This is a genomic window from Anaeromyxobacter oryzae, from assembly GCF_023169945.1.
GTDB lineage: Bacteria > Myxococcota > Myxococcia > Myxococcales > Anaeromyxobacteraceae > Anaeromyxobacter > Anaeromyxobacter oryzae.
On record NZ_AP025591.1, the window covers coordinates 4,016,064 to 4,041,444 of the forward strand.

The 25,381-nt window shown below is 73.8% G+C and carries 20 protein-coding genes; 7 read left to right on the forward strand and 13 right to left on the reverse strand.

Annotation, left to right across the window (positions count from 1 at the left end; genetic code table 11):
* The first annotated feature begins 4 nt into the window (after nt 1–4).
* Nucleotides 5–1,492 carry a glutamate synthase subunit beta gene (locus AMOR_RS17530; RefSeq protein WP_248352882.1) on the forward strand — a complete coding sequence of 496 codons (1,488 nt, stop codon included), beginning with the start codon at nt 5–7 and terminating at the stop codon, nt 1,490–1,492.
* A 77-nt stretch (nt 1,493–1,569) separates the two neighbouring features.
* On the opposite strand, the gene AMOR_RS17535 is transcribed toward AMOR_RS17530, so the two are convergent.
* The 6 genes from AMOR_RS17535 to fdhD are packed head-to-tail and all read right to left on the reverse strand — an operon-like array spanning nt 1,570 to nt 10,309.
* Nucleotides 1,570–2,961 (reverse strand): OFA family MFS transporter, encoded by a 1,392-nt coding sequence (locus AMOR_RS17535; protein WP_248352884.1) that lies wholly within the window; start codon nt 2,959–2,961, stop codon nt 1,570–1,572.
* Nucleotides 2,962–2,990: 29 nt separating this feature from the next.
* Nucleotides 2,991–4,010, reverse strand: a complete 1,020-nt coding sequence (gene moaA / locus AMOR_RS17540) for a GTP 3',8-cyclase MoaA (RefSeq protein WP_248352885.1) — start codon at nt 4,008–4,010, stop codon at nt 2,991–2,993.
* Nucleotides 3,994–5,172 carry an NrfD/PsrC family molybdoenzyme membrane anchor subunit gene (gene nrfD, locus AMOR_RS17545; protein ID WP_248352886.1) on the reverse strand — a complete coding sequence of 393 codons (1,179 nt, stop codon included), beginning with the start codon at nt 5,170–5,172 and terminating at the stop codon, nt 3,994–3,996. The genes moaA and nrfD overlap by 17 nt, the downstream gene beginning before the upstream one ends.
* The gene (locus tag AMOR_RS17550) at nt 5,172–6,101 is read right to left on the reverse strand and encodes a 4Fe-4S dicluster domain-containing protein (protein ID WP_248352887.1); all 930 of its coding nucleotides are present in this window, start codon (nt 6,099–6,101) and stop codon (nt 5,172–5,174) included. Before AMOR_RS17550 ends, nrfD begins: the two co-directional genes overlap by 1 nt.
* A gap of 4 nt (nt 6,102–6,105) precedes the next feature.
* Nucleotides 6,106–9,387: a formate dehydrogenase gene (gene fdh, locus AMOR_RS17555; RefSeq protein ID WP_248352888.1), complete on the reverse strand. Its 3,282-nt coding sequence runs from the start codon at nt 9,385–9,387 to the stop codon at nt 6,106–6,108.
* A gap of 58 nt (nt 9,388–9,445) precedes the next feature.
* A complete protein-coding gene (fdhD, locus tag AMOR_RS17560; RefSeq protein ID WP_248352889.1) occupies nt 9,446–10,309 on the reverse strand; it encodes a formate dehydrogenase accessory sulfurtransferase FdhD in 864 nt (287 codons plus the stop codon).
* Nucleotides 10,310–10,845: 536 nt separating this feature from the next.
* Here fdhD and AMOR_RS17565 point away from each other — a divergent pair.
* Nucleotides 10,846–12,993: an ATP-binding domain-containing protein gene (locus AMOR_RS17565; protein WP_404800903.1), complete on the forward strand. Its 2,148-nt coding sequence runs from the start codon at nt 10,846–10,848 to the stop codon at nt 12,991–12,993.
* Between the two features lie 152 nt (nt 12,994–13,145).
* Complete coding sequence (gene tpx, locus AMOR_RS17570; RefSeq protein ID WP_248352890.1) at nt 13,146–13,646, forward strand: thiol peroxidase; 501 nt, start codon at nt 13,146–13,148, stop codon at nt 13,644–13,646.
* A gap of 124 nt (nt 13,647–13,770) precedes the next feature.
* Here the strand turns inward: tpx and AMOR_RS17575 are convergent, their stop codons facing one another.
* On the reverse strand, nt 13,771–15,807 hold the full coding sequence (locus AMOR_RS17575; RefSeq protein WP_248352891.1) for an ABC-F family ATP-binding cassette domain-containing protein: 2,037 nt from the start codon (nt 15,805–15,807) through the stop codon (nt 13,771–13,773).
* Nucleotides 15,808–15,968: 161 nt separating this feature from the next.
* On the opposite strand from AMOR_RS17575, the gene AMOR_RS17580 reads away from it, so the two are divergent.
* Genes AMOR_RS17580 through AMOR_RS17590 form a run of 3 tightly spaced genes read left to right on the forward strand, consistent with a single transcriptional unit; the run spans nt 15,969 to nt 18,497 of the window.
* Complete coding sequence (locus AMOR_RS17580; RefSeq protein WP_248352892.1) at nt 15,969–16,415, forward strand: Spy/CpxP family protein refolding chaperone; 447 nt, start codon at nt 15,969–15,971, stop codon at nt 16,413–16,415.
* Between the two features lie 4 nt (nt 16,416–16,419).
* Nucleotides 16,420–17,142: a response regulator transcription factor gene (locus tag AMOR_RS17585; RefSeq protein ID WP_248352893.1), complete on the forward strand. Its 723-nt coding sequence runs from the start codon at nt 16,420–16,422 to the stop codon at nt 17,140–17,142.
* Nucleotides 17,139–18,497 (forward strand): sensor histidine kinase, encoded by a 1,359-nt coding sequence (locus AMOR_RS17590; protein ID WP_248352894.1) that lies wholly within the window; start codon nt 17,139–17,141, stop codon nt 18,495–18,497. Before AMOR_RS17585 ends, AMOR_RS17590 begins: the two co-directional genes overlap by 4 nt.
* Here the strand turns inward: AMOR_RS17590 and AMOR_RS17595 are convergent.
* The 3 genes from AMOR_RS17595 to pruA form a co-directional block, all read right to left on the reverse strand.
* Nucleotides 18,494–18,946, reverse strand: a complete 453-nt coding sequence (locus tag AMOR_RS17595) for a zinc-ribbon domain-containing protein (protein WP_248352895.1) — start codon at nt 18,944–18,946, stop codon at nt 18,494–18,496. The genes AMOR_RS17590 and AMOR_RS17595 overlap by 4 nt on opposite strands.
* Nucleotides 18,947–19,012: 66 nt before the next feature.
* Entirely contained in the window at nt 19,013–19,561 is a 549-nt protein-coding gene (locus tag AMOR_RS17600) for an outer membrane beta-barrel protein (protein ID WP_248352896.1), read from the reverse strand.
* Nucleotides 19,562–19,660: 99 nt separating this feature from the next.
* Nucleotides 19,661–21,292, reverse strand: a complete 1,632-nt coding sequence (gene pruA, locus AMOR_RS17605; RefSeq protein WP_248352897.1) for an L-glutamate gamma-semialdehyde dehydrogenase — start codon at nt 21,290–21,292, stop codon at nt 19,661–19,663.
* 164 nt (nt 21,293–21,456) lie between these two features.
* On the opposite strand from pruA, the gene AMOR_RS17610 reads away from it, so the two are divergent.
* Complete coding sequence (locus AMOR_RS17610; protein WP_248352898.1) at nt 21,457–21,909, forward strand: ferritin family protein; 453 nt, start codon at nt 21,457–21,459, stop codon at nt 21,907–21,909.
* A gap of 20 nt (nt 21,910–21,929) precedes the next feature.
* Here AMOR_RS17610 and AMOR_RS17615 read toward each other — a convergent pair whose 3' ends face one another.
* From AMOR_RS17615 to AMOR_RS17625, 3 genes are all read right to left on the reverse strand, one after another.
* A complete protein-coding gene (locus AMOR_RS17615) occupies nt 21,930–22,541 on the reverse strand; it encodes a hypothetical protein (protein WP_248352899.1) in 612 nt (203 codons plus the stop codon).
* 83 nt (nt 22,542–22,624) lie between these two features.
* On the reverse strand, nt 22,625–24,016 hold the full coding sequence (locus tag AMOR_RS17620) for a sigma-54-dependent transcriptional regulator (RefSeq protein WP_248352900.1): 1,392 nt from the start codon (nt 24,014–24,016) through the stop codon (nt 22,625–22,627).
* Entirely contained in the window at nt 24,013–25,326 is a 1,314-nt protein-coding gene (locus AMOR_RS17625; protein ID WP_248352902.1) for a sensor histidine kinase, read from the reverse strand. Before AMOR_RS17625 ends, AMOR_RS17620 begins: the two co-directional genes overlap by 4 nt.
* Nucleotides 25,327–25,381 lie beyond the last annotated feature (55 nt).

Genomic DNA, 25,381 nt, shown 5'->3' on the forward strand with positions numbered 1-25,381 from the left:
AAATATGGGAAAGCCGACCGGATTCATGGAGTACCCGCGGGAGCCGAAGCACGAGCGGTCTCCGCTGGAGCGCATCAAGGACTGGGGCGAGGATCACCCTCCGTACACGGAGGAGAGCCTCCGCCAGCAGGGCGCCCGCTGCATGGACTGCGGGATCCCGTTCTGCCACACGGGGAAGCTCATCGCCGGCATGGCGTCGGGCTGCCCGGTGAACAACCTCATCCCGGAGTGGAACGACCTCGTCTACCGCGGCCAGTGGGAGGAGGCGTACATCCGCCTCGCGAAGACGAACAACTTCCCCGAGTTCACCGGGCGCGTGTGCCCGGCGCCGTGCGAGGGGAGCTGCACGCTCGGCATCAACGAGCCGCCGGTCACGATCAAGCTCATCGAGCAGGAGATCATCGACCGCGCCTTCGAGAAGGGGCTCGTGAAGCCGCAGCCGCCCCCGGTGCGCACCGGGAAGCGGGTCGCCATCGTCGGGTCGGGGCCGGCCGGACTCGCGGCGGCGCAGCAGCTCAACCGCGCGGGACATGCGGTCACCGTGTTCGAGCGGTCCGATCGCATCGGCGGGCTGCTCATGTACGGCATCCCGAACATGAAGCTCGACAAGAAGGTCGTCGAGCGCCGCGTGAAGCTCATGGCGGACGAGGGCGTCCGGTTCGTCACCGAGACCGAGATCGGCAAGCACGTCCCGGCCGACCGGCTCCCGAAGGACTACGACGCGGTCGTCCTCTGCGGCGGGGCCACGCAGGCGCGCGACCTGCCGGTCGAGGGCCGCAGCCTGCAGGGCATCCACCTCGCGATGGAGTTCCTCCACGCGAACACGAAGTCGCTCCTCGACTCGAACCACGCGGACGGGACGTACATCTCCGCGAAGGGGAAGCACGTCGTCGTCATCGGCGGCGGCGACACCGGGACCGACTGCGTGGGCACCTCGATCCGCCACGGCGCGAAGAGCGTCGTGCAGCTCGAGATCCTGGCCCGCCCGCCGGACGTGCGCGCCGCCGACAACCCGTGGCCGCAGTGGCCGAAGGTCCTCAAGACCGACTACGGCCAGGAAGAGGCGAAGGCCCTCTTCGGCCAGGACCCGCGCCGCTTCTGCGCGCTGACGAAGCGCTTCCTCGGGGACGCGAGCGGGCGCGTGAAGGAGCTGCACATCGTCGAGGTCGAGTGGGCGAAGGGCCCCGACGGCCGCTTCGGCCCGAAGGAGATCCCGGGGACGGACCGGATCATCCCGGCGGACCTCGTGCTCCTCGCGCTGGGCTTCGTCGGCCCCGAGAAGCCCATGGTCCAGCAGCTCGGCGTGAAGCTCGACGATCGCGGCAACGTGTGGACCGACGCGACCAAGATGACGAGCGTCCCCGGCATCTTCGCCGCCGGCGACATGTCCCGCGGCCAGTCGCTCGTGGTCTGGGCGATCCGCGAGGGCCGGCAGGCGGCCCAGGCGGTCGACCGGTACCTGTCGTACGGCGACACCGTCCTCCCGCCGTAGGGCGCGGCCCGCCGGCTCCGGCGTCGAGGGCCGGCGGGGCGCGGTGCGCCGCCGGCCCTCTCCCGCCCGGCCCCGAGCTACGCGTGCACCCGGCGCGGCGGCATGAGGTGCCGCCACCGGTGCTCGCGGTCGCGCGCCGTCCCCGGCCGCCGCGTCACGATGGGCAGGATCATCGCGACGAGCAGCATGATCGCGATGATGGGCAGCGCGCCGGAGAACGACCCGGTCACGTCCTTCACCCGGGCGACGAAGATCGGCCCGACGATGCCGCCGACGCCCCACGCGAGCAGGATCCACCCGTAGTTCACGCCCATGTACTTGGTGCCGAAGTAGTCGGCGGTGAACGACGGCATCGTCCCGAACCCGCCGCCGTAGTCGAGGAGCACGATCGCGAACAGGGTCGCGACGGCGGGCAGCGCGTGCACGCCTCCGACCACGAAGAAGATCACGACCTGGGTGCCGTAGATGAGCACGTAGGCGAGGTTCCGGCCGATCCGGTCGGACACCGCGCCCCAGAAGAAGCGCCCGAGGCCGTTGAACAGCGCGATGAAGCCGTACACCGCGAGCGCCGTCGCCGGCGCTGCGCCGGTGAGCTCGCGCATGATCGGCACGGCGTTGGAGATGAAGAGGATGCCCGCGGTGACGTTCAGGAACAGCATGGCCCAGAGCGCCCAGAACTGCGGCGTCCGGAGCGCCTCGGACGACGGGTAGTCGCGGGCCGCGGTGGGCGTGCCGGTCGGGCGCGCGGTGCCGGCCGCGGTGGTCGTGGACGCGGCCGCCGCCGGTACCGCCGGCGCCGAGGCCGGCAGCGGCGCGGCCGCGGCGGCCGGGTTCCGCACCAGCGAGGCGCAGATCCCGCCGATGATGGCGTAGATGACGCCGGACCAGATGAAGGTGGACATGAGCGTCGAGACCGAGCCCGCGGAGAGCATCCCCGTCGCGCCGCCCGCGCGCGCGGCGATCACCTGCCCGGCCTCCTTCGACACCGCCGCGAACGCCGGCACGGACTTGAGGACGTTGTTGTAGATGAACGCGCCGAGGCCGAAGCCCATCACCACCATGCCGCTCCCGAGGCCGCGCTTGTCGGGGAACCACTTGGTCACCGCCGCGACGGGCGTCACGTACCCGAGCCCGAGCCCGAGCCCGCCGAGCACGCCGTAGGTCACGTAGATCCAGGGCGCGCCGAGCTTCGCCGTGCCGAGGCCGGCGAGGACGTTGCCGATGCCCCAGAGCACCACGCCGGTGATCGCCACCGGCCTCGGGCCCCGCCGGTCCTGCCAGCGCCCGCCGATGATCGCGCCGACGCCGAGGAAGAAGATGGCGAGGGCGAACGCCCAGGTGGTCGTCGAGTTGGACCAGCCGAACGCCGCGATGAGCGGCTGCGTGAACAGGCTCCAGGAGTAGACCGTCCCGAGGCACGCCATCGCGATGGTCCCGGCCGCCGCGATGGCCCAGCGATTCTTCGTCATGACACCCTCCCCTCGGGCGGAGGGAGCCGCTACCCTCCGATGCCGCGCATCGGCAGCAGTACCAGCCTCGCCCCCGCCTCGTCCATGTGATGCCGCGGCGCCTTCGCCGCGAGCGCACCTCGCACCGACGCCGCGATCTCGGCGTCGTCCGCCCCCGCGCGCAGCAGGTCCCGCAGGTTCACGCGGTCCTGCCCTCCCAGGCAGGCCTGGAACCCACCATCGGCGGCGACGCGCGCGCGGTTGCAGTCCTCGCAGAAGTTCTCCGTCATCGCGCCGATGAACCCGACGAGCCCCTCGCGGCCGTCGCCGTCGCGGGCGCGCATGTGCCGCGCCGGTCCCCAGCCTCGCCACGGATCCGGGGAGAGCGCGAACCCCTCGGCCTCGAGCCGCCGCCGCACCTCCGCGAGCGGGACGGGCGTCCCCCCGCCGAACGGCATCTGCTCGATGAACCGCGGGAGCGCTCCTCGATCCCAGGCGTATCGCACGAGCGCGCCGAGCTCGTCCTCGTTCACGCCGCGCATGACCACCGTGTTGAGCTTGAGCGAGCGGAAGCGGCCGGCCGCCGCGTCGATCCCGGCGAGGATGCGCTCGAGCCGCGCGGCCTTCCCGGAGACGCCGTGAAGCCGGTCCGGCACGAGCGTGTCGAGCGAGACGTTGAGCGCGCCGAGGCCGGCGCGCGCCAGCGGGGCGACGAGCTCGTCGAGCCGGTGGCCGTTCGTGGTGATCGCGACGTCCTCGATCCCGGGCGTGGCGGCGGCGTCGGCCACGATCTCGACCACGTCCTTGCGGAGGGTGGGTTCACCGCCGGTGAGCCGGATGCGGCGGACTCCGAGCCCCGCGAACAGCCGGACGAGGTGGGCGAGCTCCGCGCGCGAGAGCAGGCCGTCGGGGGCCTCGTGCTCCGCAGGGGAGCAGTACGTGCACCGGAAGTTGCACCGGTCCGTGAGGGAGATGCGGAGGTAGCGGATGAGGCGACCCTGGGCGTCGGCCAGGGTCGCCGCCGGCGTCGAGCGGCTGGCCGGCGCCGCGAGCTCACGGAGCGGCTCCATGCTGGGAGGCCTCCTTCCCGGTCGCGTCGATGCCGGGGAGGGCGGGCATCGAGGGGGCGGCCTCCTCCTTCGTAGCGAGCTCGGCCGCGCCGCGCCCGGCGCGCTGCATCTCGAACGTCGCGTGGGGATCCCGCGCGGAGGCACGCCCCGCGGCGACGACCCCGAAGCGGATCGCGATGGTGCCGGCGAGCGCGAGGGCGCCCGACGCGGTGCGGCGCAGGCCGCCCCCCCGCCGTCCCGGCAGGAGGTCGAGGATCGCGGACCCGGCGAGCAGCAGGCGCGCCGCCGTGAGGAGCGCGCCGCCGCGGCCGGTGCGGAGGGCGCGCTCGACGCGCGGCACGACCCGCGCCTCGTGGTGGAGCGCGTTCGAGAGCGCCAGCTCGGCGCCCTTCGCGACGAGCCCGAACCGGTGCGCCATCTCCCCGCCCGCGCCGGGCGTCCGCCAGAGGTCCATCAACGCGCCGGCGCTGACCGCGCCGGAGAACGCGAACAGCACCGGGAGCGTGTTCCGGGTCTGCTGCCAGATCGGGACGGCGGTGTTCGCGATGAGGACGCCGGTGTACCCGACGAGCGGCAGCCCGAGAGCGGCCGCGCCGTAGCTCGCCGGCCCGGCGAGCGGCGCGAGCGCCCGCGCGCCGGGCACGTTCCCGGGGAGCGCCGCGAGGCCCGCGCAGGCCCCGAACCCCGACAGGATCCAGCTCCCCATGCTCATGGGCGAGGTCGGGCGGAACACGCGCAGCATCGCGAAGAACCGCGCCGGGCGCCCGAGGTCCTTGATGAGCAGCGCCGCGCTCGCGGCGGCGCCGCCCGCCGCGACGAGCCGGCAACGCCGGACGAGCGTCGACGTCCCGCGCCCACCCGCGAGCGTGGCGGCGGCGCCGAGAACGGCGGAGGCGCCGGCGAGGCCGCCCACGAACATGTAGGCCGGGATCTCCCAGCGCCAGACCGGCTCCTTGAGGACCGGGAGGCCGTAGTACGACGGCCCCTCCGGCTCCTCGACTGCCTGCGGCGCCGGCGTGACGCGCTCCGCCTCCTGCTCCTCGTGCGGCATGCGATCCGGATGCCTCACGCGCTGCTGCGCGGCCTCGCCCGCCAGCGCCCCGACGTGGGGATCGATGTCCCGGCCGTCCCGGCTCGTCATCGCCTCGCGGAGCGGATCCATCACACCCTCCTCGCCGAGAAGACGGCGCCGACCGCGAGCGCCGCGAGCGACAGGACGCCGGCCGCCATCGACTTCCAGCTCCGGACGATCTTCGCGGTGGGCACCACCGGATCGGGCGGCAGGTTGTAGACCTCGGGTCGATCGCAGAGCAGGAAGAACGCGTGCAACCCCTCGGTGCCGGGCTGGCTCTCCGCGTCCGCGCCGTACAGGTACGCCTGGTCCACGCCGCGCGTCCGGAGCTGCTCGACCCGCTTCGCGGCGCGCTCGCGCAGCGCGTCGAGCGGCCCGAACTGGATCGACGCCGTGGGGCACGCCTTCGCGCACGCGGGCACGAGATCGCCCTTGAGGCGGTCGTAGCAGAGCGTGCACTTCCACGCGCGCCCGTCGTCGAGGCGCCGCTCGACGACGCCGAACGGGCACGCCGACACGCAGTAGCCGCACCCGTTGCAGACGTCCGGCTGCACGTAGACCGAGCCGAACTCGGTGCGGATGATCGCCCCGGTGGGGCACGCCTCGAGGCAGCCCGCGCGCTCGCAGTGCTTGCAGACGTCCGAGAGGAGCAGCCAGGAGAACTTCGAGAGCGCCTGCTGGGTCGGCCCGAGCGGCACCGGCGTCTGGATCTGGGTCGGCGCGATGTCGTGGAGCAGCGTGGTCGGGCCGGCCTGGCCGAGCGGCGCCAGCTCCGCGAAGGCGCGGTGGCCGGCCTCCACGCCGTCGCGCGGGCTGCCCTGGCCAGGCAGCTCCGCCGGGCGCTCCACGAAGGCCACGTGCCTCCAGGTCGAGGCGCCGAGGTGGCCGGTGTTGTCGTAGCTCATCCCGAGGAAGTCGAAGCCGTCGTCCGGGAGCTGGTTCCACTGCTTGCACGCGACCTCGCAGGCCTTGCAGCCGATGCAGAGCGTCGTGTCGGTGAAGAAGCCCATCTCCTGCATCGCGTCACCTCTTCGGCTCGACGGGCGGGTTGCGCTTCACGGCGTGCAGGCCGGGGAGGTCGCGCGGCGGGAGCACCTGCGGCTCGGGCCGGCGGAGCTCCTCGCCGTCGGTCGCCGACCTCCGCCCCTGCGAGTGGCGGCCGGCGCGGATCGTGCCGGTGAGCGCCTTGTCCTCCTGGATCGAGACGTTCGGGTCGGCGACGAACTCGATGAGCTCGTTGGCCGGATCGCCGCGAACGCGACCGACGTAGCTCCAGTGGTAGGGCAGCCCGATGGTGTGGACGGTCCGGCCCCTCACGCGCAGCGGCCGGAGCCGGGCGGTCACGAGGACGCGGCACTCGATCTCCCCCCGCGCCGTGGTGATCGTCGCCCAGCCGCCGTTCCGCAGCCCCTTCTCGGCGGCGAGCTCGCGCGACACCTCGCAGAACATCGAGGGCTGCAGCTCGCAGAGCCACGTGAGCCACCGGCTCATGCCGCCCGCGGTGTGGTGCTCGGTGAGCCGGTAGGTGGTGAGGATGTACGGGAAGCGCGGGTCGCCGTACGCGGCGTGGTACGGATTCTCCCGCCGGTGCCACTCCATCCGCGCGGGGTTGCACTGCTGCGGATAGAGCGGGTTCTCGACGACCGACTCCTGCGGCTCGTAGTGCGTGGGGAACGGCCCGTCGAGCAGGCCGGAGGGCGCGAACAGCCAGCCCTTCCCGTCCGCCTGCATGATGAAGGGATCGATGCCGGAGATCGCCGCGATGCCCTCGGTGTCCGGGGCGGGCCGGTACGAGGGCGCCCGGTCCTTGATGAAGTCCGGCACGTCGTAGCCGGTCCAGAGCCGCTTCTCCTCGTCCCACCAGACGTAGCGCTTCCGCTCCGACCAGGGACGCCCCTCCGGATCCGCGGAGGCGCGGTTGTAGAGGATCCGCCGGTTGGACGGCCACGCCCATCCCCACTCGGGCGCGACCCAGTGCTGCTCGGACTGCGGCTTGCGCCGCGCCGGCTGGTTCACGCCGTCCTTGAAGCATCCGGAGTAGATCCAGCAGCCGCACGCCGTGGACCCGTCGGCCTTCAGCTCCGTGAACCCGGCCACCGGCTTGCCGTCGGCGACGGTGTAGCCGTTCACCTCCTTCAGCACCGCCTCGGCGCTCGGCTCCGCGGTCCGCCCGTGGGTCGGGTAGTCCCAGGTGAGCGCCTGGATCGCGCGGTCCTTCTCGTCGCGCGAGGCGGCGTACAGCTCCTTGAGGCGTCTCCCGAGGTGGAAGACGAAGTGCAGCTCGCTGCGGCAGTCCCCCGACGGCTCGATGGCCCTGTGGTGCCACTGCAGCATCCGCTGGGTGTTGGTGAACGAGCCGTCCTTCTCCGTGTGCGTCGCGGCAGGGAAGAAGAAGACCTCGGTCCGGATGTCCTCGGTCCGCACCTCGCCGCGCGCGATCTCGGGTGCCGTACGCCAGAACTCCGCGGTCTCGATGAGCGTGAAGTCCCGCACGACGAGCCAGTCGAGCTTGCGGAGCCCCTCGCGGTGGAGCGCCCCGTTCATCGAGCCGACGGTGGGGTTCTCGCCCATCACGAAGTAGCCCTTCACCTTCCCGTCCGCCATCTCGGAGACGGTCGTCATGTGCGAGTGGTTCCCGGACAGGCGCGGGAGCGTGTCGAAGAGCCAGTCGTTCTCCGCGGTGGCCGCCGTGCCGAACCACGCCTTGCAGAGCGAGACGGCGTACTTGCGGAACTCGCTCCACCAGCCGGTGCCCGACGCGTTGTTGTTCACGTACTGGTCGAGGCCGCGATCGGGCAGCACCGCGTGCGGCATCGGCAGGTAGCCCGGGAGCAGGTCGAAGAGCGTCGGGATGTCGGTCGACCCCTGGATCGATGCGTGGCCGCGGAGCGCCATGATCCCGCCCCCGGGCCGCCCCATGTTGCCGAGGAGCAGCTGGAGGATCGCCGCCGTCCGGATGTACTGCACGCCGACGGTGTGCTGCGTCCACCCGACGGCGTAGCAGAACGCGCCGGTCCGGTCCCGGCCGGAGTTCCGGGCGAGCGTCTCGGCGACCTGCAGGAACACGGCCTTCGGGATCCCGCAGGTCTCCTCCACCATCTCGGGCGTGTACCGGGCGAAGTGCTTCCTGAGGAGCTGGAACACGCACCGCGGGTGCTGGAGCATCGGATCGGTCTTCCGCTGCAGCATCTTCGTGCCGCGCAGGTCGTGCCGGCCGGCGCCCTTCTCGCCGTACACCTCCTTGTGCCCGGCGGCCGGGACGACGCCGTCGATGCCCTCGTATTTCCACGTGTCCCAGGAGTACTTGTTCGTCTTCGCGTCGAAGCCGCTGAAGAAGCCCTCCAGCTCCTCGGTGTCCTTGAAGCCCTCGTCGATGATCGTCGACGCGTTCGTGTAGTTCTCGACGTACTCCTTGAACCAGAGGTCGTGCTCGAGGACGTGCCGGACGATCCCGCCCAGGAACGCGATGTCCGAGCCGGGGCGGATGGGCACGTGCAGGTCGGCGACCGCGCTCGTGCGCGTGAACCGCGGGTCCACGTGGATGATCGTGGCGCCGCGGTTCTTCGCCTCCATCACCCAGCGGAACGCCACCGGGTGGCACTCGGCCATGTTCGAGCCCTGGACGACGATCCAGTCCGAATTCTGCAGGTCCGCCGGGAACGTCGTGGCGCCGCCGCGGCCGAAGGAGATCCCCAGACCGGGGACCGTGGAGCTGTGTCAAATCCTGGCCTGGTTCTCCACCTGCACGACGCCGAGCGCGCTGAACAGCTTCTTGATGAGGTAGTTCTCCTCGTTGTCGAGGGTCGCGCCGCCGAGGTGCGCGATGCCGAGCGTGCGGCGAACGAGGGCGCCCTCGTGCTCCGCGCCCGGCTCCTCGATCCGCTCCTGCCAGGTCTCCTCCCGCGTCTTCTTGACCCGCTGCGCCACCATCTCCATCGCCTGGTCGAGGGGGATACGCTCCCACTCCGTCCCGCCCGGCCGGCGGTAGAGCACGTGGTCGAGGCGGTGAGATCCCGTGACGAGCTGGAAGGTCGCCGCGCCCTTGGGGCACAGGCAGCCCTGCGACACGGGGGAGTCGGGATCGCCCTCGATGTCGATGATCTTCTCGTCCTTCACGTAGACGAGCTGGCCGCAGCCGACCGCGCAGTACGGGCAGACGGACCGCGCGACGCGGTCCGCGGACGCGGTGCGCGGCGCGAGCTCGCGGGTCCGCGCGCTCGCGGCGGTGGCGCCGAGGCCCGCCGCGTCGCCGGAACGCAGCTGCCGCAGCACGGGCCACTCCGGAACGACCGGAAGCTTCGCCATGGAGACGTACCCCCTCGCCGGAAAAGCTGGGGGGCCCTGCGGCGTTACGCAACGTCGGTCAGCGTGGGCACGAGGCCGTGGCGTCGACGCGCCACGCGTGCGCGTAGACGTTCATGCGCTCGCCACGTACGAAGCCGAGCAGCGCCACGCCGGCCCGGACGGCGAGGTCCACCGCGAGCGACGACGGCGCGGAGACGCTCGCGACGACCGGCACGCCCGCGACCGCCGCCTTCTGCACGATCTCGAACCCCGCCCGCCCGCTCACGGCGAGCACCACGGGCCGGCCGGACGCGGTCGCGCGCGCGCCGAGCACGCCCTGCCGGAGCAGCGCGCCGACGACCTTGTCCACCGCGTTGTGGCGCCCGACGTCCTCGGCGGCGGCGAGCACCTCGCCGCCGGCGCCGACGAGCACCGCCGCGTGCAGGCCGCCGGTGCGCTCGAACACGGGCTGGCTCCGCCGGAGCGCGTCCATCGCCCGGACCACGAGGGCGCGATCGGCGCGCGCGTCCGATGCGACGGCTGGGACGCGCGCGAGGAGGCGGTCGATCGCCTCGCGGCCGCACACGCCGCAGGCGCTGCTCACCGGCAGGAACCGCCGGCTGTCGAGGATCCGCTCGGGGTCGATCCGGTGCCCGCCAGCGGACGTGACGTCGAGGACGTTGCCGTACCCCTCCTCGCCGGGCCGGCCGCAGTGGAACATCGAGCCGACGTCCTCCGCGCCCGCGATGATCCCCTCGGCGAGGAGGAACCCGAGGGCGAGATCGTGGTCGCTCCCGGGCGTCCGCATCGTGGTCGCGATGCGATCCCCGTCGACGCGGATCTCGAGCGGCTCCTCCACGGCGACGGCGTCGACGGTCTCGGCGCCGTCGCGCACGACGGGCCGCGTCGCGACGGCGCCGGCGGGCGCGGCTGGACGATCCATGCGGGTGGAACGTAACCGGACGCGGCCGGGGAGGAAAGGGGATGCGGGGCGCGCGGCCCGGCGGTCGGGCCGGCGCGCCCCGCGGATCGCCGCCGTGACCCGGCGACCCGCGAGCGGGACCATACCGGAGGGCCGGCGCCCGCGCAGCGCCCGTCCGTGACGGTTTCGTGAACGTACGGTCGCGAGGTCGGGTCGCGGTGGCTCGCGACGACCTGCGCGTGGTTCAGCGCCGCGACCAGCGCGACGCCGCCGATGACGGATCAGCCCGCCGGTCGGACGGGCGAGCTCCTCGTCGCCCTCCCGCCCGATCGCCTCGTGCATCACCTGCGGGCTTCGGCGCCTTCCGGGAGGCGGCGCGGCTTCTCCGACCTCCGGAGCTCGACTGCGGGACCGGCGCCGGCGGCGCCCTCCTCGGTGTGCACCGACGCAACGTGCGACCTCCACGATTCTCGCCGCAACCGGGTGGGGCGCGAGTAGGATTCGCCGCCTCGCGAGGCGCCGTGCGGGCGCCGACGGGACACCTTAAAGGTCAGCACTTGGCCCTGAACCGGACAGAGCGCGCCGTCGCGCCGGACCTCGCGGAGCTCTCCGTCGAGGAGCGCGCGCTCGTCGAGGAGGAGGAGGCGGTCCTCGCCGCGGTGCAGGCGGCGCTCGAGGCGCGCCGGACGACCCTCCGCGCCGAGGGCGATCTCGTCTCGAGGCTCCGCGACCTGCGCGACGAGGCCCTCGAGGCGACGCCCAAGGATCTGCCCACGGTCTTCCAGGAGATGGGGCTCGTCCGCGCGGTGATGGAGCGCAAGCGCGGCGACGCGCTGCCCGATCCCGCGGCGCCGTACTTCGCCCACCTCCGTGTCCGCGAGGGCGGCGAGGTGCGCGACTACTGCCTCGGGCGCCATACGTTCGTCGACCGGGCCGCCGGGGTGCGGGTGGTGGACTGGCGCTTCGCGCCGGTCGCGGGGCTGTTCTACCGGTACCGCGAGGGCGAGGAGTTCGAGGAGCCGTTCCCGGGGCGCGTCTCCGCCGGCGTCGTCGACGCTCGGCGGATCGTCGTCATCGAGCGCGGCGTCCTCACCCGTGTCTCGGCCGGCGCCCGGACGGTCGCGCGCGGCGGGGACGGCCGCTGGCGCAGCGCCGCCGCCGAGACCGCCGCCCTGGCGGGCGGGGAGGGGACGGCGGCCCGCGAGGGCGCGCTCGGCACCGGCGCGGGCGCCCGCGGGCGCGCCGCGGCGCCGGACATCACCGCGCTCCTCGACCCCGAGCAGTTCGAGGCGGTCGCCGCGCCCGCGGACCGGCCGCTCCTCGTCCTCGGATCCGCCGGGAGCGGGAAGACGACGGTCGCGCTGCACCGGCTCGCGCGGATCGCGTTCGACGACCCGCGCCGCTTCCCGCCCGGGCGGCTCCAGGTGGTGGTGCCCGAGGTCGGGCTGGCGCGGCTCGCGGCGCGGCTCCTCGAGCCGCTCGGGTTCGACAAGGCGCCGGTGCGCACCCTCGACACGTGGTCCCGCGGCGCCTTCCAGAGCGCGTTCGGCGCGCCGCCCCCGCGCCTCTTCGGCGACACGCCGCCGCTCGCCGCACGCCTGAAGCGACACCCGGCGCTGTTCGAGATCCTGCGCCGGCGGCCGCACGTCGCGCGGGAGCGCCCCTCGCTCTCGCGGCTCCGGCGCGAGCTCGGCGACCTGTTCGTCGACCGCGGCTTCCTCGAGACCGTCGTGAAGGCAGCCGGCGGAGATCTGCCGACGACCGCCATCGAGGAGACCGTTCGCCACACGCGCCTGCAGCTCGCGCCGCCGTCGGACGATCTCCTCGCCGGCGTCGACCCGGACCGCCGCGAGACCCTCGATGGCAAGGCGATCGACGAGGACACGCCCGAGGCGGCCGCCGGGACCCTCGATCCGGAGGACCTCCCGATCCTCCTCTTCCTCTCCGCGCTCCGCGGCGGGGTCGGCGGGAGGCGGAGCGCGCACCTCGTCGTGGACGAGGCGGAGGACGTCTCGCTGTTCGAGCTGTACGTCCTCGGGAAGCACCTCGCCGGCCGGAGCGTGACGCTCGCGGGCGACGAGAGCCAGCAGACGTTCTCGTCGTACGCCGGGTGGCCGGAGGCGCTCGCCGCGCTCGGCGCGGAGGGGGCCGCCACCGTCCGGCTCGAGACGACCTATCGCTGCCCGCGGCCCATCGCCGAGCTCGCCCACGCGATCCTCGGCCCCATCGCGCCCGCCGGCCCGCCGCGCGCCGGCCGCGACGGGGCGCCGGTCTCCCGGTTCGACTTCCCCACCGAGGCGCACGCGCACCTGTTCCTCGTCGGCGCGATCCGCGACCTGCTCGAGCGCGAGCCGCGCGCCTCGGCGGCGGTGGTCTGCCACGCGCCGGACGTCGCCCGGGGCATTCACCGTCTGCTCGCCGATCTCCCCGAGGCACGCCTCGCCCTCGACGGGAAGTTCACCTTCCGCCCGGGCGTCGACGTGACCGACGTCGCGAGCGTGAAGGGGCTCGAGTTCGACTACGTGATCGTCCCGGACGCGACCGCCCGCGCCTACCCCGACGCGGAGGAGGCCCGGCGGCGGCTGCACGTCGCGGTCACCCGCGCCGCGCACCAGCTCTGGATCACGGTGCCGGGGGCCCCGTCGCCGCTCCTCCGCGGCATGCTGCCGCCGCCGGCGTCCTCCGGCCCCCCGACGGGGCGCTGACGCCCCTTCCCGCGAGCGTCCGGCCCCACCCCCGGTTACATTCGGCGCCCAAGGCAAGGCAGGCTCGGCGCGAGGGAGGGGACTCTTTCGCGCGACGCAACGTGAACTCTCGCGGCCGTCCACCGGGCGGACCGCACGAAGGAGATCGACCGATGGCCCAGGTGACGCTCAAGGGGAACCCGATCCACACGAACGGCGACCTCCCCCAGGTCGGCGCGAAGGCGCCCGACTTCACCCTCACGACCGGCGACCTCAAGGACGTCACGCTCGCCGAGTACAAGGGCAAGAAGAAGATCCTGAACATCGTCCCGAGCCTCGACACCTCGGTGTGCGCGACCTCCACCCGCAAGTTCAACCAGCAGGCCGGCTCGCTCCCGAACACCGTCGTCCTCGTCGTCTCGGCGGACCTCCCGTTCGCGGCGAAGCGCTTCTGCACGACGGAGGGGCTCCAGAACGTGGTCACGCTCTCGCTCATCCGCGGCAAGCACTTCGCCAAGGACTACGGCGTCCTCATCCAGGACGGCCCGCTCGCCGGCCTCACCGCCCGCGCGGTCGTCGTCCTCGACGAGAACGACAAGGTCGTCTACCGCCAGCTCGTGCCGGAGATCGGGCAGGAGCCGGACTACGACGCCGCGCTGAAGGCGGTGAAGTAGAGCCGGCCTCAGGCCGGGCGTCAGGCCCTGGCTGCCTCACCACCGCAGCATGGAGTCCTCCCTCTCCCCCACCGGGGGAGAGGGCCGGGGTGAGGGGGCCGCAACGGGCGACGCCGGTGTGGGGTCACGCCCCCGGCAGCTCCGCCCCCTGCATCGCCTCGAGCCGCGCCTGCGCGTCCTCCCACGCGGAGAACGCCTTCTCGAGCGCGGCCTTCGCGGCGGCCTGCCGCTCGATGAGCGGCTTCGCCCGCGCGAAGTCCTGGTACAGGGCCGGATCGGCGAGCGCGGCGGTGGTCTCCCGCTCCTCGCCCTCGAGCCGCGCGATCTCCGCCTCGAGCCGCGCGATCTCGTCGCGCACGGGCTTCTCGCGCCGCGCGCGCGCGTTCCGCGCCTCCGCCTCGGCGCGCCGGCGCTCCTTCTCGGTCATCGGCGGCGACGCGACCGCCCCTCCGCCGCGCGCCGCGGGCGCGCCGTTCCCGGGCGCCGCGGCGGCGTCGCCCGCGGCGGCCGCCTCGAGCTGGCGCTGGTGGTAGAGCCAGTCGTCGAGGTTCCCGGGCGACGGCAGGATCCCGCCGTCCTTCACCTCCCAGATCACCGTCGCGAGCTGGTTCAGGAAGCTCCGGTTGTGCGAGACGAAGAGGAGCGTCCCGTCGTAGCCCCTCAGCGCGTCGATGAGCGCCTCCGAGGAGTCGAGGTCGAGGTGGTTCGTGGGCTCGTCCATGACGAGCAGGTTCGCCGGGACGAGCAGCAGCTTCGCGAGCGCCACCCGCGCGCGCTCGCCGCCGGAGAGGACGCCGACCTTCTTCTCGACGTCGTCGCCCGAGAAGAGGAACGACCCCGCGACGGAGCGGACGTAGGCCTCGCCACGATCCGGCACCAGGTCCCAGAGCGTGTCGAGGATGGTGCGGTCCGGGTCGAGGGTGCCGGTCGACGACGTCCCGTCCACCGCGTGCTCGGGCTTCTCGAAGTGGTGCTGGGCGTAGTAGCCCAGGACGACCGAGTGGCCGAGCTTCACCTCGCCGGCGTCGGGCCGCGCCTCGCCCGCCGCGAGCTTGAGGAGCGTGGACTTCCCGGCGCCGTTCGGGCCGATGACGCCGATCCGCTCGCCCCGCTGGATGGCGCCGTCGAGGGACCGGTAGACGATCCGCTGCCCGAACGCCTTGCGCACCCCCTCGAGCCGGAGGACCTCCTTCCCCGACCGCGGCGCCTCGGCGAAGTGGAACCGCAGCGTGTCGCGGTGCTCGAGGGTCTGCACCTCGTCCATCTTCTCGAGGAGCTTCTCCTTCGACTTCGCCTGGCGGGCCTTGGTCGCCTTCGCGCCGAACCGCTCGATGAACCGCTCGAGCTGGGCGCGCTTCGCCTCCTGCCGCTCGGCCTGGGCGAGGAGCCGCTCCTCCTCCTCGGCGCGGAGGCGCCGGTACTCGTCGTAGTTGCCGGCGTAGGTGCGCAGACCCTCGACCTCGAGCGAGAGCACGCGATCGATCTGCCGGTTCAGGAAGTCGCGGTCGTGGCTGACGAGGAGGAGCGCCTTGCGCGACGCGCGGAGAAAGCCGTCGAACCAGGTGAGCGTCGGGACGTCGAGGTGGTTCGTCGGCTCGTCGAGGAGGAGGAGGTCGGGATCCTGGAGGAGCAGCCCCGCCAGCGCGGCGCGCATCTTCCAGCCGCCGGACAGCGTCCGCGCCGGCCGGTCGCCGTCCGCCGGCTGGAAGCCCAGGCCGCCGAGGATGCGCTCCGCGCGCCGGCGGCCGTAGTGCTCCTCGAAGTGATCGAGCTCGTCGTGCAGCTCGGCGAGCGCGCCCGCGAGCTCGAGCTGCTCCGCCTCGGACCGCGCGGCCGCGAGGCCCGCGTGCGCCTGCGCGAGCCGCTCCTCGAGCGCGCTCCGGCCGGGGACGCTCGCGAGCACGGCCTCCACGAGCGGCAGGTCCGGGAGCGCTGCGACGTCCTGGGGCAGGTACCCGACGCGCGCGCCGCGGCGGAAGGTGAGCTCGCCGGCGTCGGCTCCGATCTGGCCGGCGAGGATCCGCATCAGCGAGGACTTGCCGGTCCCGTTCGCGCCGACGAGCCCGATGCGATCGTGCGGACCGATGGCGAACGCGGCCCCGTCGAGCAGGACCCGCGGCCCGTAGGCGAGGGAGAGGTCTTTCGCGGCGACGAGGCTCACGGGGGAAGCCCTTCGCGACCGGCTCGGGGCGCCGGACAATTAACGTTTCTTCACCCCCGCGACAAGCCCGCTCGACGGGCGGGCGTCATGCTCCGACCGTCGCCGCCGCCCACCCCCGGGCGGCCGCGCGCCCGGGCGAGCCGCCCGGATCGGAGGACGCCATGAAGAAGACCCTCGCCCTCCTCGCCGCGACCGCGGCGGGGTTCGCGCTCCTCACCGGGTTCCGGGGCGGCGGCTGCGGCGCCCACCGCGCCCACGACCCCGCCCAGGTGAACGCGATGGTGACCGAGCACCTCGACGAGGCGCTCGACCAGATCGACGCGACGCCGGCGCAGCGCGACCAGCTCCACGCGATCAAGGATCGCCTCCTCGCGCAGGCGCAGCAGCTCCGGAGCGGCCAGCAGGACGCCCGCGCCGAGGTGCTCGCGCAGTGGAAGTCCGATCAGCCCGACGCGGCGAAGCTCCACGCCCTCGTCGATCAGCGCATCGACGCGCTCCGCGCCTTCGCCCACCAGGCCGTCGACGCTGGCGTCGAGGCGCACGGGATCCTGACGCCCGACCAGCGGGCGAAGGTGACCGCGAAGGTCGAGAAGCACATGCAGCGGTAGCGCTATGATCCCCCCCGTGCCGGACACCACCACGCCCCCCGTCCTCGCCCTCCTCGTCGAGGACGATCGCCGCCTCGCCGCGCTGACGAAGGAGTATCTCGAGGGCCACGGGGTCGCGGTGGTGCACGTCGCGGACGGCCCGCGCGGGCTCGCCGAGGCGGTCGGCGGGAAGTTCGACGTGGTCCTGCTCGACCTCATGCTGCCGGGGAAGGACGGCCTCGAGGTCTGCCGGGAGCTCCGCGCCCGCTCCGACGTGCCGATCATCGTCCTCACCGCGCGCGGCGAGGAGGCGGACCGGGTGATGGGGCTCGAGCTCGGCGCCGACGACTACCTCGCGAAGCCGTACTCGCCCCGCGAGCTGCTCGCCCGGATCCGCGCCGTCGTCCGGCGCGCGCGCGGGCGGGCCGGGCCGGCGCGGACCGCGGTCCGCGTCGGCGCGCTCGTCGTCGATCCCGCGGCGATGCGCGCCACCCTCGACGGCGAGGAGCTGCCCCTCACGGCCTACGAGTTCGCGCTGCTCGAGGCGCTCGCGCGCCGCGCCGGCCGCGTCCTCTCCCGCGAGCAGCTCATGGAGCTCGCGAAGGGCAGCGCGGAGGAGGCGTTCGACCGCTCGATCGACGTCCACGTCTCGCGCCTGCGCCAGAAGCTCGGGGACGATCCCAAGCGGCCGCGCCTCATCAAGACCGTCCGCGGTGCCGGGTACGTGCTCGCGGCGGAGGGCGAGTGAGCCGCGCAGCCGATCCGTGCGGCGGCAGGTGGCGGCGCCCGCACGGCGCCCTCTTCTGGCGCGTCTACATCCACGGGCTCCTCATCCTGGTCCTGGTCGCGCTCGCGGTGGGCAGCGTCGGGTACGCCCTCTCCCGCGGCACCTGGCGAGAGCCGGAGAAGGTCGCCGCGTACGCGGCCGACCGCGTGACCGAGCTCCGTCGCGATCCGGCGCGCCTCGCCGACGAGCTGCAGCGCGTGCGCGACGTCTTCGGCGTCCAGGCGACCGTGTACGGCCCGGACGGCGCCGTCGTCGCGTCGAGCGTCGACCCGCCGCTCGCGCCGGCGTTCCCGGCGGGCGTGCCGCGCGAGGGACCGCTCCGGCTGCGGGGCCACGGGGTGGGCTTCGCGGTGCCGCTCCCGGATGGCGGCGGCCAGGCGGTGTTCGTCTCGGCGGGGCGCCAGCCCGACCCCCGCCGCCCCCTGCTCGTGCTCGCGGCCGTGCTCGTCGCGCTCGCCATCGGATCGGCCCCCCTCGCGCGCTCCATCGCGGCGCCGGTGGAGCAGCTCACGCGCGCCGCCGAGGCGCTCGGTGGCGGCGATCTCTCCGCGCGCGCCAACGTGCGGGCGCGCGGAGAGGTCGGCGCGCTCGGGAGAGCGTTCGACGAGATGGCAGGCCGGCTCGAGCGGCTCGTCCGCGGCGAGCAGGAGCTCCTCGCGAACGTCTCGCACGAGCTGCGGACGCCGCTCGCGCGGATCCGGGTCGCGCTCGAGCTCGCCGCGGAGGGCGACCTCGAGAAGGCGCGCCGGTACCTCGCCGAGATCGGCGCGGACCTCGACGAGCTCGACCGGCTCGTCGCGGACGTGCTCTCGGCCGCGCGGCTCGACCTCATCGCGGGCGGGGCAGCCCTCCCGCTCCGGAAGGAGCGGCTCGACCCGGCCGGCGTCGTCGCCGCCGCGGTGGAGCGTTTCCGGGAGGCGTGGCCGGGCCGGACGCTCGAGCTCGCGGTCGAGCCCGACCTCCCGCCCCTCGACGGGGACGCGGGGCTCCTCCGCCGGCTCGTCCTGAACCTCCTCGACAACGCGGCGAAGTACTCCGAGGCGCCGGCGCCCGTCACGCTCGCAGCCCGCGCGCGGACCGGGGCCGTCGAGCTCGAAGTGCGCGACCGCGGGATCGGGATCGATCCGGCCGACCTGCCCCGGCTGTTCACCCCGTTCTTCCGGACGGACCGGAGCCGCGCCCGCGGGACGGGCGGGGTGGGGCTCGGGCTCGCGCTCGCGCGCCGGATCGCCGCGGCGCACGGCGGCACGATCACGGTGGAGAGCGCAGCGGATGGGACGGTGTTCCGCGTGTCGCTCCCGGCGGCGCGTACCTAGAAGACGTCGCCGCACCGGGGGCAGCGGACGTTCCGGAGCAGGAGGTCGCCGCGCCCGCTCCGCGCCCCGCACTCCGGGCACACCAGCCGGAACCACTCGAACGCAGTGGGCCGTCCGAGCGCGACGCCCGCGACGCCGAGCGGCACCGCGAACAGCAGGAGCCCGAGGGCGAGCTTCAGCGGGGGCAGGCTCCGCCAGCTCCAGAGGAGCACGCCCGCGATGACGATCGCGAGGAAGATCGGGAGGTAGCGGCCCCAGAGCCACGCGAGCCGCCACCGGCGGACGAGCCCGGTGACGAGGAGCACGACGAGCGCGGCGCTGAAGAGCGCCTGCGGCCGTCCGACCTGCTGCTGGAGGCCGAGGGCGACGACGGCGGCGACCTGGATCGCCGTGACGAGGAGGAGGGCGGCGACTGCGGTCGCGACGCTCGCGGGGAGCTTCCGCTGCATCCCTCGGAAAATAGCAGGGCCCGCCGCCCCGCGGGGGAGCGGCGGGCCCAGATGCTGCGCGACGGCCTAGAAGTAGACCCGGAGGAAGCCGAGGCCGTTGGTGAAGAAGCCCGAGTCGTCGCCGGAGACGCTCGAGTTCGAGTAGAAGCCGAGCTGCCCCTCGAGACCGACCGAGAACTTCGGGACGAGGTAGTACTCGCCGCCAGCGGCCGCGGCGATGATGAAGTCGGTGCCGGAGTCGCCGGGGTTCGTGCTGGCGAAGTTCAGCTTGAGGCGGCCGCCGACGTAGAGGTCCACCGGCACCGCGACCTTCTGCTGCACGAAGACGCCCACGCCGAGGGTGATGTTGCTCCGGTCGGGCTGGCCGCTCGCCGTCGGCTGGTCGTTCGTGTGGATGCCGAGCGACGGCTCGATGCGGAGGTTCGGGCCCGCCTGGATCGGGACGTACACCTCGATCGTCGGGGAGAGGGCGACGCTCTGCGTCGTCGGCAGGAGCGGGATGATGGAGACGCCGAGGCCGAACTGGGCGCGGTGATCCGTCGGCTGCTGCTGCTGCTGCGCGAACACGGGCGCCGCGAACGCGAGCGCGGCAAGGGCGACGACGATCTTCTTCATCGAGATCCTCCGGATGGGGTGTTTGAGACCGGGCATGCGACCGCATGCCCGGGCGCAATGTACCCGATCCGGGGTATCCGCCAAGCTTTGAACTGGGGCTCAGCGATCTCGCATGTAGGCGTATTCGTACCGTGTCGGCGGGTCGAACGTCTCCTTGATGGCCCGCATCGACACCCAGCGGAGCAGGTTCCCCATGCTCCCCGCCTTGTCGTTCGTCCCGCTCGCCCGCGCGCCGCCGAACGGCTGTTGCCCGACGACGGCTCCCGTCGGTTTGTCGTTCACGTAGAAGTTGCCCGCGGCGTCCACGAACCGGCGCGTGAGATCGGCGATCGCGTCGCGATCGCGGGCGAAGACTGCGCCGGTGAGGCCGTACGGCGACGTCGACGCGCACAGCTCGGCGGCCTCGTCGAGGCGGATGTCGGCGTACACGTAGACCGTGAGGACCGGCCCGAAGATCTCCTCCTCCATGAGCTTGAACCGGGGGTTCACCGTCTCGATGAGGGTCGGCTCGATGAAGAAGCCCTTCGTGTCGTCGCTCCGGCCGCCGGCGAGGATCTTCGCCTGCGAGGAGTCGCGCGCGATCCCGATGTACTTGCGGACGCTGTCGAACGCGGCGCGGTCGATGACCGCCCCCATGAACGTGGAGAAGTCCTCGACCTCGCCCACGCGGATCTCGGCGATCATGGCGAGGATGCGATCGCGGACCTGCGGCCAGAGGCTCTCGGGCACGTAGGCCCTCGACGCCGCCGAGCACTTCTGCCCCTGGTACTCGAACGCGCCGCGGACGAGCGCGACCGCCGTCGCGTCCACCTCGGCCGACGGGTGGACGAACACGAAGTCCTTGCCGCCGGTCTCGCCCACGATCCGGGGGTAGCCGCGGTAGCGCGAGAGGCCCTCGCCGATCGCGCGCCACATGCCCTGGAACACCGCCGTCGAGCCGGTGAAGTGGAGGCCCGCCAGCTCCGGGCTCGCCAGGGCGGGATCGCCCACCTGCCGCCCGGGCCCGGGCACGAAGTTCACGACGCCCGGCGGCAGCCCGGCCGCCTCGAGGAGCTTCAGGACGTACCACGCGGAGTAGACCGCCGACGACGCCGGCTTCCAGACGACGGTGTTCCCCATGAGCGCGGGCGCGGTGGGCAGGTTCGCCGCGATCGAGGTGAAGTTGAACGGCGTGACGGCGAAGACGAAGCCCTCGAGCGGCCGGTACTCGGCGCGGTTCCACTGGCCGGGCGGCGACACCGGCTGGTCGGCGTGGATGCGCTCCATGAAGTGCGGGTTCCAGCGCCAGAAGTCGACGATCTCGCACGCGGCGTCGATCTCCGCCTGGTACGGCGTCTTCGACTGGCCGAGCATCGTGGCGGCGTTGAGGGTCTGCCGCCACGGGCCGGCGAGGAGGTCGGCAGCCTTGAGGAAGATCGCGGCGCGGTCGTGCGGGTCCATCGCGGCCCAGGTCCGCCGGGCCTGCGCCGCCGCCTCGATCGCTGCCTGGACCTCTGCGGGCCCGGCCTGGTGGCAGCGCGCGAGCCGCTGCGCGTGGCGGTGCGGCACGCGCACCTCCGCCATCCGCCCGGTGCGTACCTCGCGGCCGCCGATCACGAGCGGGATCTCGAGCTCCCGCGCGGAGAGCTCGTCGAGCCGCTTCTTGAGCGCGGTCCGCTCGGGCGTACCGGGGGCGTAGGAGAGGACGGGCTCGTTGCGGGGCTCCGGGATGCGGAAGAGTCCGTTCGACATGTGGCCTCCGTCGTGGCGCCGAAGATAAGGTTCGTGGAGCCGGCGCGCCGGGCCGGGGTCCCCCGCGCGCGGTCCCTCCGGGGCGGCGATCGACCGCTCTCCGTGTACCCCACGAGCATGTGCCTTGTGGAGGACCTGGGGGGGCGTTACGGTCCGGGCGCGCCTTGGCCACCACCTACGAGCTCTTCGAGCGGGCGGAGCGGGTGGAGCTGCTCTCCGCGGCCATCTATGCTGCGCTCGCCGAGCGGTTCCGCAGCGACCCCGACGCGTACGGACTGTTCGTGCGGCTCCAGGCCGAGGAGGTGCAGCACGCGAGGCGCGTGCGGCTCCTCGCCGCCCGGTACCGGCACGATCCCCGGCTCCTCGAGCGCGCGAGCGCCGACCGCGGCACGCTGGACCGCCTGCTGGCCGAGGGCGACGCGGTGCTCGGGGCGATCGAGGACGGCTCCTTCGGGCACGACCTCGACGAGGTGAAGCGGAACCTCTCCGCGCTCGAGGACCGGTTCGCCGCGTCGCACGCGGAGCTCATCGCGTCGACCGGCCACGCCGACCTCCGCGCGTTCTTCGTGCAGCTCGCGAGGCAGGACGAGGAGCACCGCCGCCTCCTCTCCCCCTGACGTCCGCGGGCGACGCGGCCTCAGGACGCGTCGAGGCAGAGCGGCGGTGACCACCCGGCCACGGCCGGCGGCGGCGCGTCGCGCCGCGCGGGAGGCGCCACCGCGTCGAGCGGCGCCCGCGGCGACGGTCCCCAGTGCAGGCCGAACGAGGTCCCGGTGGTCATGGTCGCGAGCTGGACGGGGAGGATCGCCCAGTAGTTCGGCGCGAGCCTGTAGCCGACGCCGAGCGCGAGCGCGTTGCCGAGCAGCGACAGCAGGAACGCCTTCCAGGGCGCGCCGCGCGCCGGCCCCATTCGCGCGAAGCTGCCGCCGAGCACCGCGCCGAGCGGCGGCAGGAGCAGCGTCGCCGCGCCGAGGCCGAATGCGGCGTTGCGATAGTGGGTCGCGGTGGGAGAGATGCCGCCGCTCGTGAACAGGTGGAAGGTGCCGTACGCGAGCCCGATGACCGCCGCGTCCCCGAGGAGGGCGCCTGCACCGGCGGCGGCGAGCTCACCTCCGGTGAAGGGCCCCCGCTCGAGCATCCGCGCCCGCATCGGGCCCGAGAGGTCGCCCCCGGGCCGGATCGCGAGATCCGCGGCGGGGGCCTGGGCCTGCGCGAGGAGCGTGGCGGCGACGACGGCGGCGAGCGTCATCCGCGGCAGACGATGCGCAAGCACCGCGCGCGCGGGCGCCTCCGGCCGGGAGGGAAGATGGGGCCGCCCCGGCGCGGCCCCTCTCACCCGCCGCGTTCCGGCTCCTCGTCGCCCCCACCGAGCCCGTACTTGCGGAGCTTGTCGTGGAGGGTGACGCGCGAGACGCCGAGCCGGCGGGCCGCCTCGCTGCGGTTTCCCCGCGCCGCGCGGAGCGCCTCGACGATCAGGCCCCGCTCGTAGGCCTCGACGCGCTGCCTGAGCGGCAGCGGCGCCCCGGCGGGCTGCGGGGCCGCCCCGCCCGCGGGGGCCGCCCCCGGGAGGAGCGAGAGATCGAGGCCGTCCGGGGGCGAGAGCGCGACGAGCCCCTCGAGCGCGTTCTCGAGCTCGCGGACGTTGCCCGGCCAGGGGTGGGCCGCGAGCCGGTCGAGCAGCCCCGGCGGCACCACGAGCGGCGAGACGCCGAACTGTTCCGCGAACCGCTCCAGGAAGAAGCGCGCGAGGACGGGCACGTCCTCCGGCCGCTCCCGGAGCGGCGGGATCCGGAGCTGGACCACGTTGAGCCGGTAGAAGAGATCCTCCCGGAACGCGCCGGCGCGGACGCGCTCCTCGAGGTCGCGGTGCGTCGCGGCGATGACGCGCACGTCGACCTTCCGCGCGCGCTCCTCGCCCACGGGCCGCACCTCGCCCTCCTGGAGCACGCGGAGCAGCTTCGCCTGGGCGTTCGGCGCGAGCTCGCCCACCTCGTCGAGCAGGATCGTGCCGCCGTCCGCCTCCCCGAAGAGCCCGGGGCGGGCGCGGATCGCGCCGGTGAACGCGCCGCGCGCGTGGCCGAACAGCTCGGCCTCCGCGAGCTCCGGCGAGAGGGCCGCGCAGTTGAAGCGCACGAAGGCCCGGTCGGCGCGGTGCGAGCCGCGCACGAGCGCCTCCGCGACGCGCTCCTTCCCGGTGCCGCTCTCGCCGGTGACGAGGACGGTCACGTCCTTCGGCGCGACGCGGGCGACGAGGACGGCGAGCCGGCGCATCGCGTCCGACGCGAACACCATGCTGCGCGCGAGCACGAGCTCGCCCTGCAGGACCTCGTTCTCGTGCGTGAGGCGCACCGCCTCGACGGCGCGCCGGACGACCGCGAGCAGGTCGTCGGTCTCGAACGGCTTCTTGAAGTAGTCGAACGCGCCGGCCTTCATCGCATCGACGGCCTGGCGCTCGGAGCCGTGGGCGGTGATGAGGACCACCCGGGGCGGCGGCGTGCGGGCCTGCAGCTCGCGGAGGAGCTGCATGCCGTCGAGCCGCGGCATCCGGAGGTCGGAGACGACGAGCGGCACGGGCGCGGCGTCGAACGCGGCGAGCGCGTCGGCGCCGTCGCTCGCCTCGACGACCTCGAGCCCCTCGCTCTCGAGGATCTCGCGGAGCGTGTAGCGGACGCCCGGGTCGTCGTCGACGACGAGGACGCGCGGGCGCGGCGCGGCGGCGGTCACGCCGCCCTCCCGCCCGTCTCGGACGGCCGCGCGGGCAGCGAGAGCTCGGCGACGGTGCCGCCGCCCGCGCGGGGCCGTAGCGCGAGGTCGCCACCGTGCTGCCGCGCGAGGGATCGCGCGATCGTGAGCCCGAGCCCGGAGCCGCTCGGCTTGCTGGTCACGCCGGGAGTGAACACCGCGTCGGCGAGGGCCGGATCGAGGCCGCGCCCGCGATCGAGCACGCGGATCGCGGCGCCGCCGCCGGCGGGCGCCGCCTCGAGCTCCACCACGCCGCCGCGGGGCGTCACGTCGAGCGCGTTCTGGACGAGGTTGATGAGGACCTGCTTCACCTTGCGGGGATCGCAGCGGACCGGGACGGAGCCGGCGCGCACGACGATCTCCGCGCCGTGCTCGCGCGCCATGCCCTCGTGGAGCGCGGCCACCTCGGCGCAGAGGGCGCCGACGTCCGTCTCGCCGAGCGCGAGGGGGACGAGCGGGCGCGAGAAGTTCAGGAACTCGTCGAGGATGGACTGCATCCGGTCCACCTCGCGCCGGAGGACGGCGAGCCGCTCCGTCCCCTTCCCGTCGGGAACGCTCGTCGCGAGGAGCCCCGCGAGCCCCTTGACGCTCGCGAGGGGGTTCTTGAGCTCGTGGGCGATCTCGCCCGAGAGCGCGATCAGTTCCTCTGCGCGCTCGGCGTGGGCCCGCAGCGACTCCTGCTGCGCGGCGAGGGCGCGGTGGACGGTCGCCTCGAACGCGCGCCGCATCGAGCGCCCCGCGAACCCGACCATCACGAGCACCGTGGTGAGCACGAGCACGTGGACCCACAGGTACGCGGGCGGGCCGCCGAGGCGCGCGCCGCCGCCGAACGCCGTCGGGTTCAGCGAGACGGCGCCGGACGCGCCGAGCGCGGCGAACCCCCAGAGCGCCGCGGCCTGCGCGGCGATGGTGAGGAGGTGCCAGGGCGCGCGGACGAACACCGCGGTGAGGATCGCGATCGGCAGGACGACGTAGACGAGCGGGCTGTCCAGCCCGCCGGTGCAGAAGCAGACGACGAGGTGGGCGAGGGCCGCGAGGGCGAGGTTCAGCGGGACGGCGCGCGCCACGAACCCGTGGCGGCGGTACCGGACCCACTCGCCGACGAAGAAGACGACGGTGAACGGGACGACGCCGAGCAGGACGGCGCGCCGCCAGGGCGTCCGCTCCACCGAGGCCATCCAGAGGGCGATCCCGGCGAGCACCGGCAGGACGAACAGCCGCGCCCAGACGAGCCGCCCGAAGAGGCGCGACAGCTCTTCGCGCTCGATCTCGCGGTGGCCGGGAAGGGGCATGCCGTCGTGGTCCGTCCAGTCGGAGAACATACGCCCGTCCGAGTCCGTGCGCATC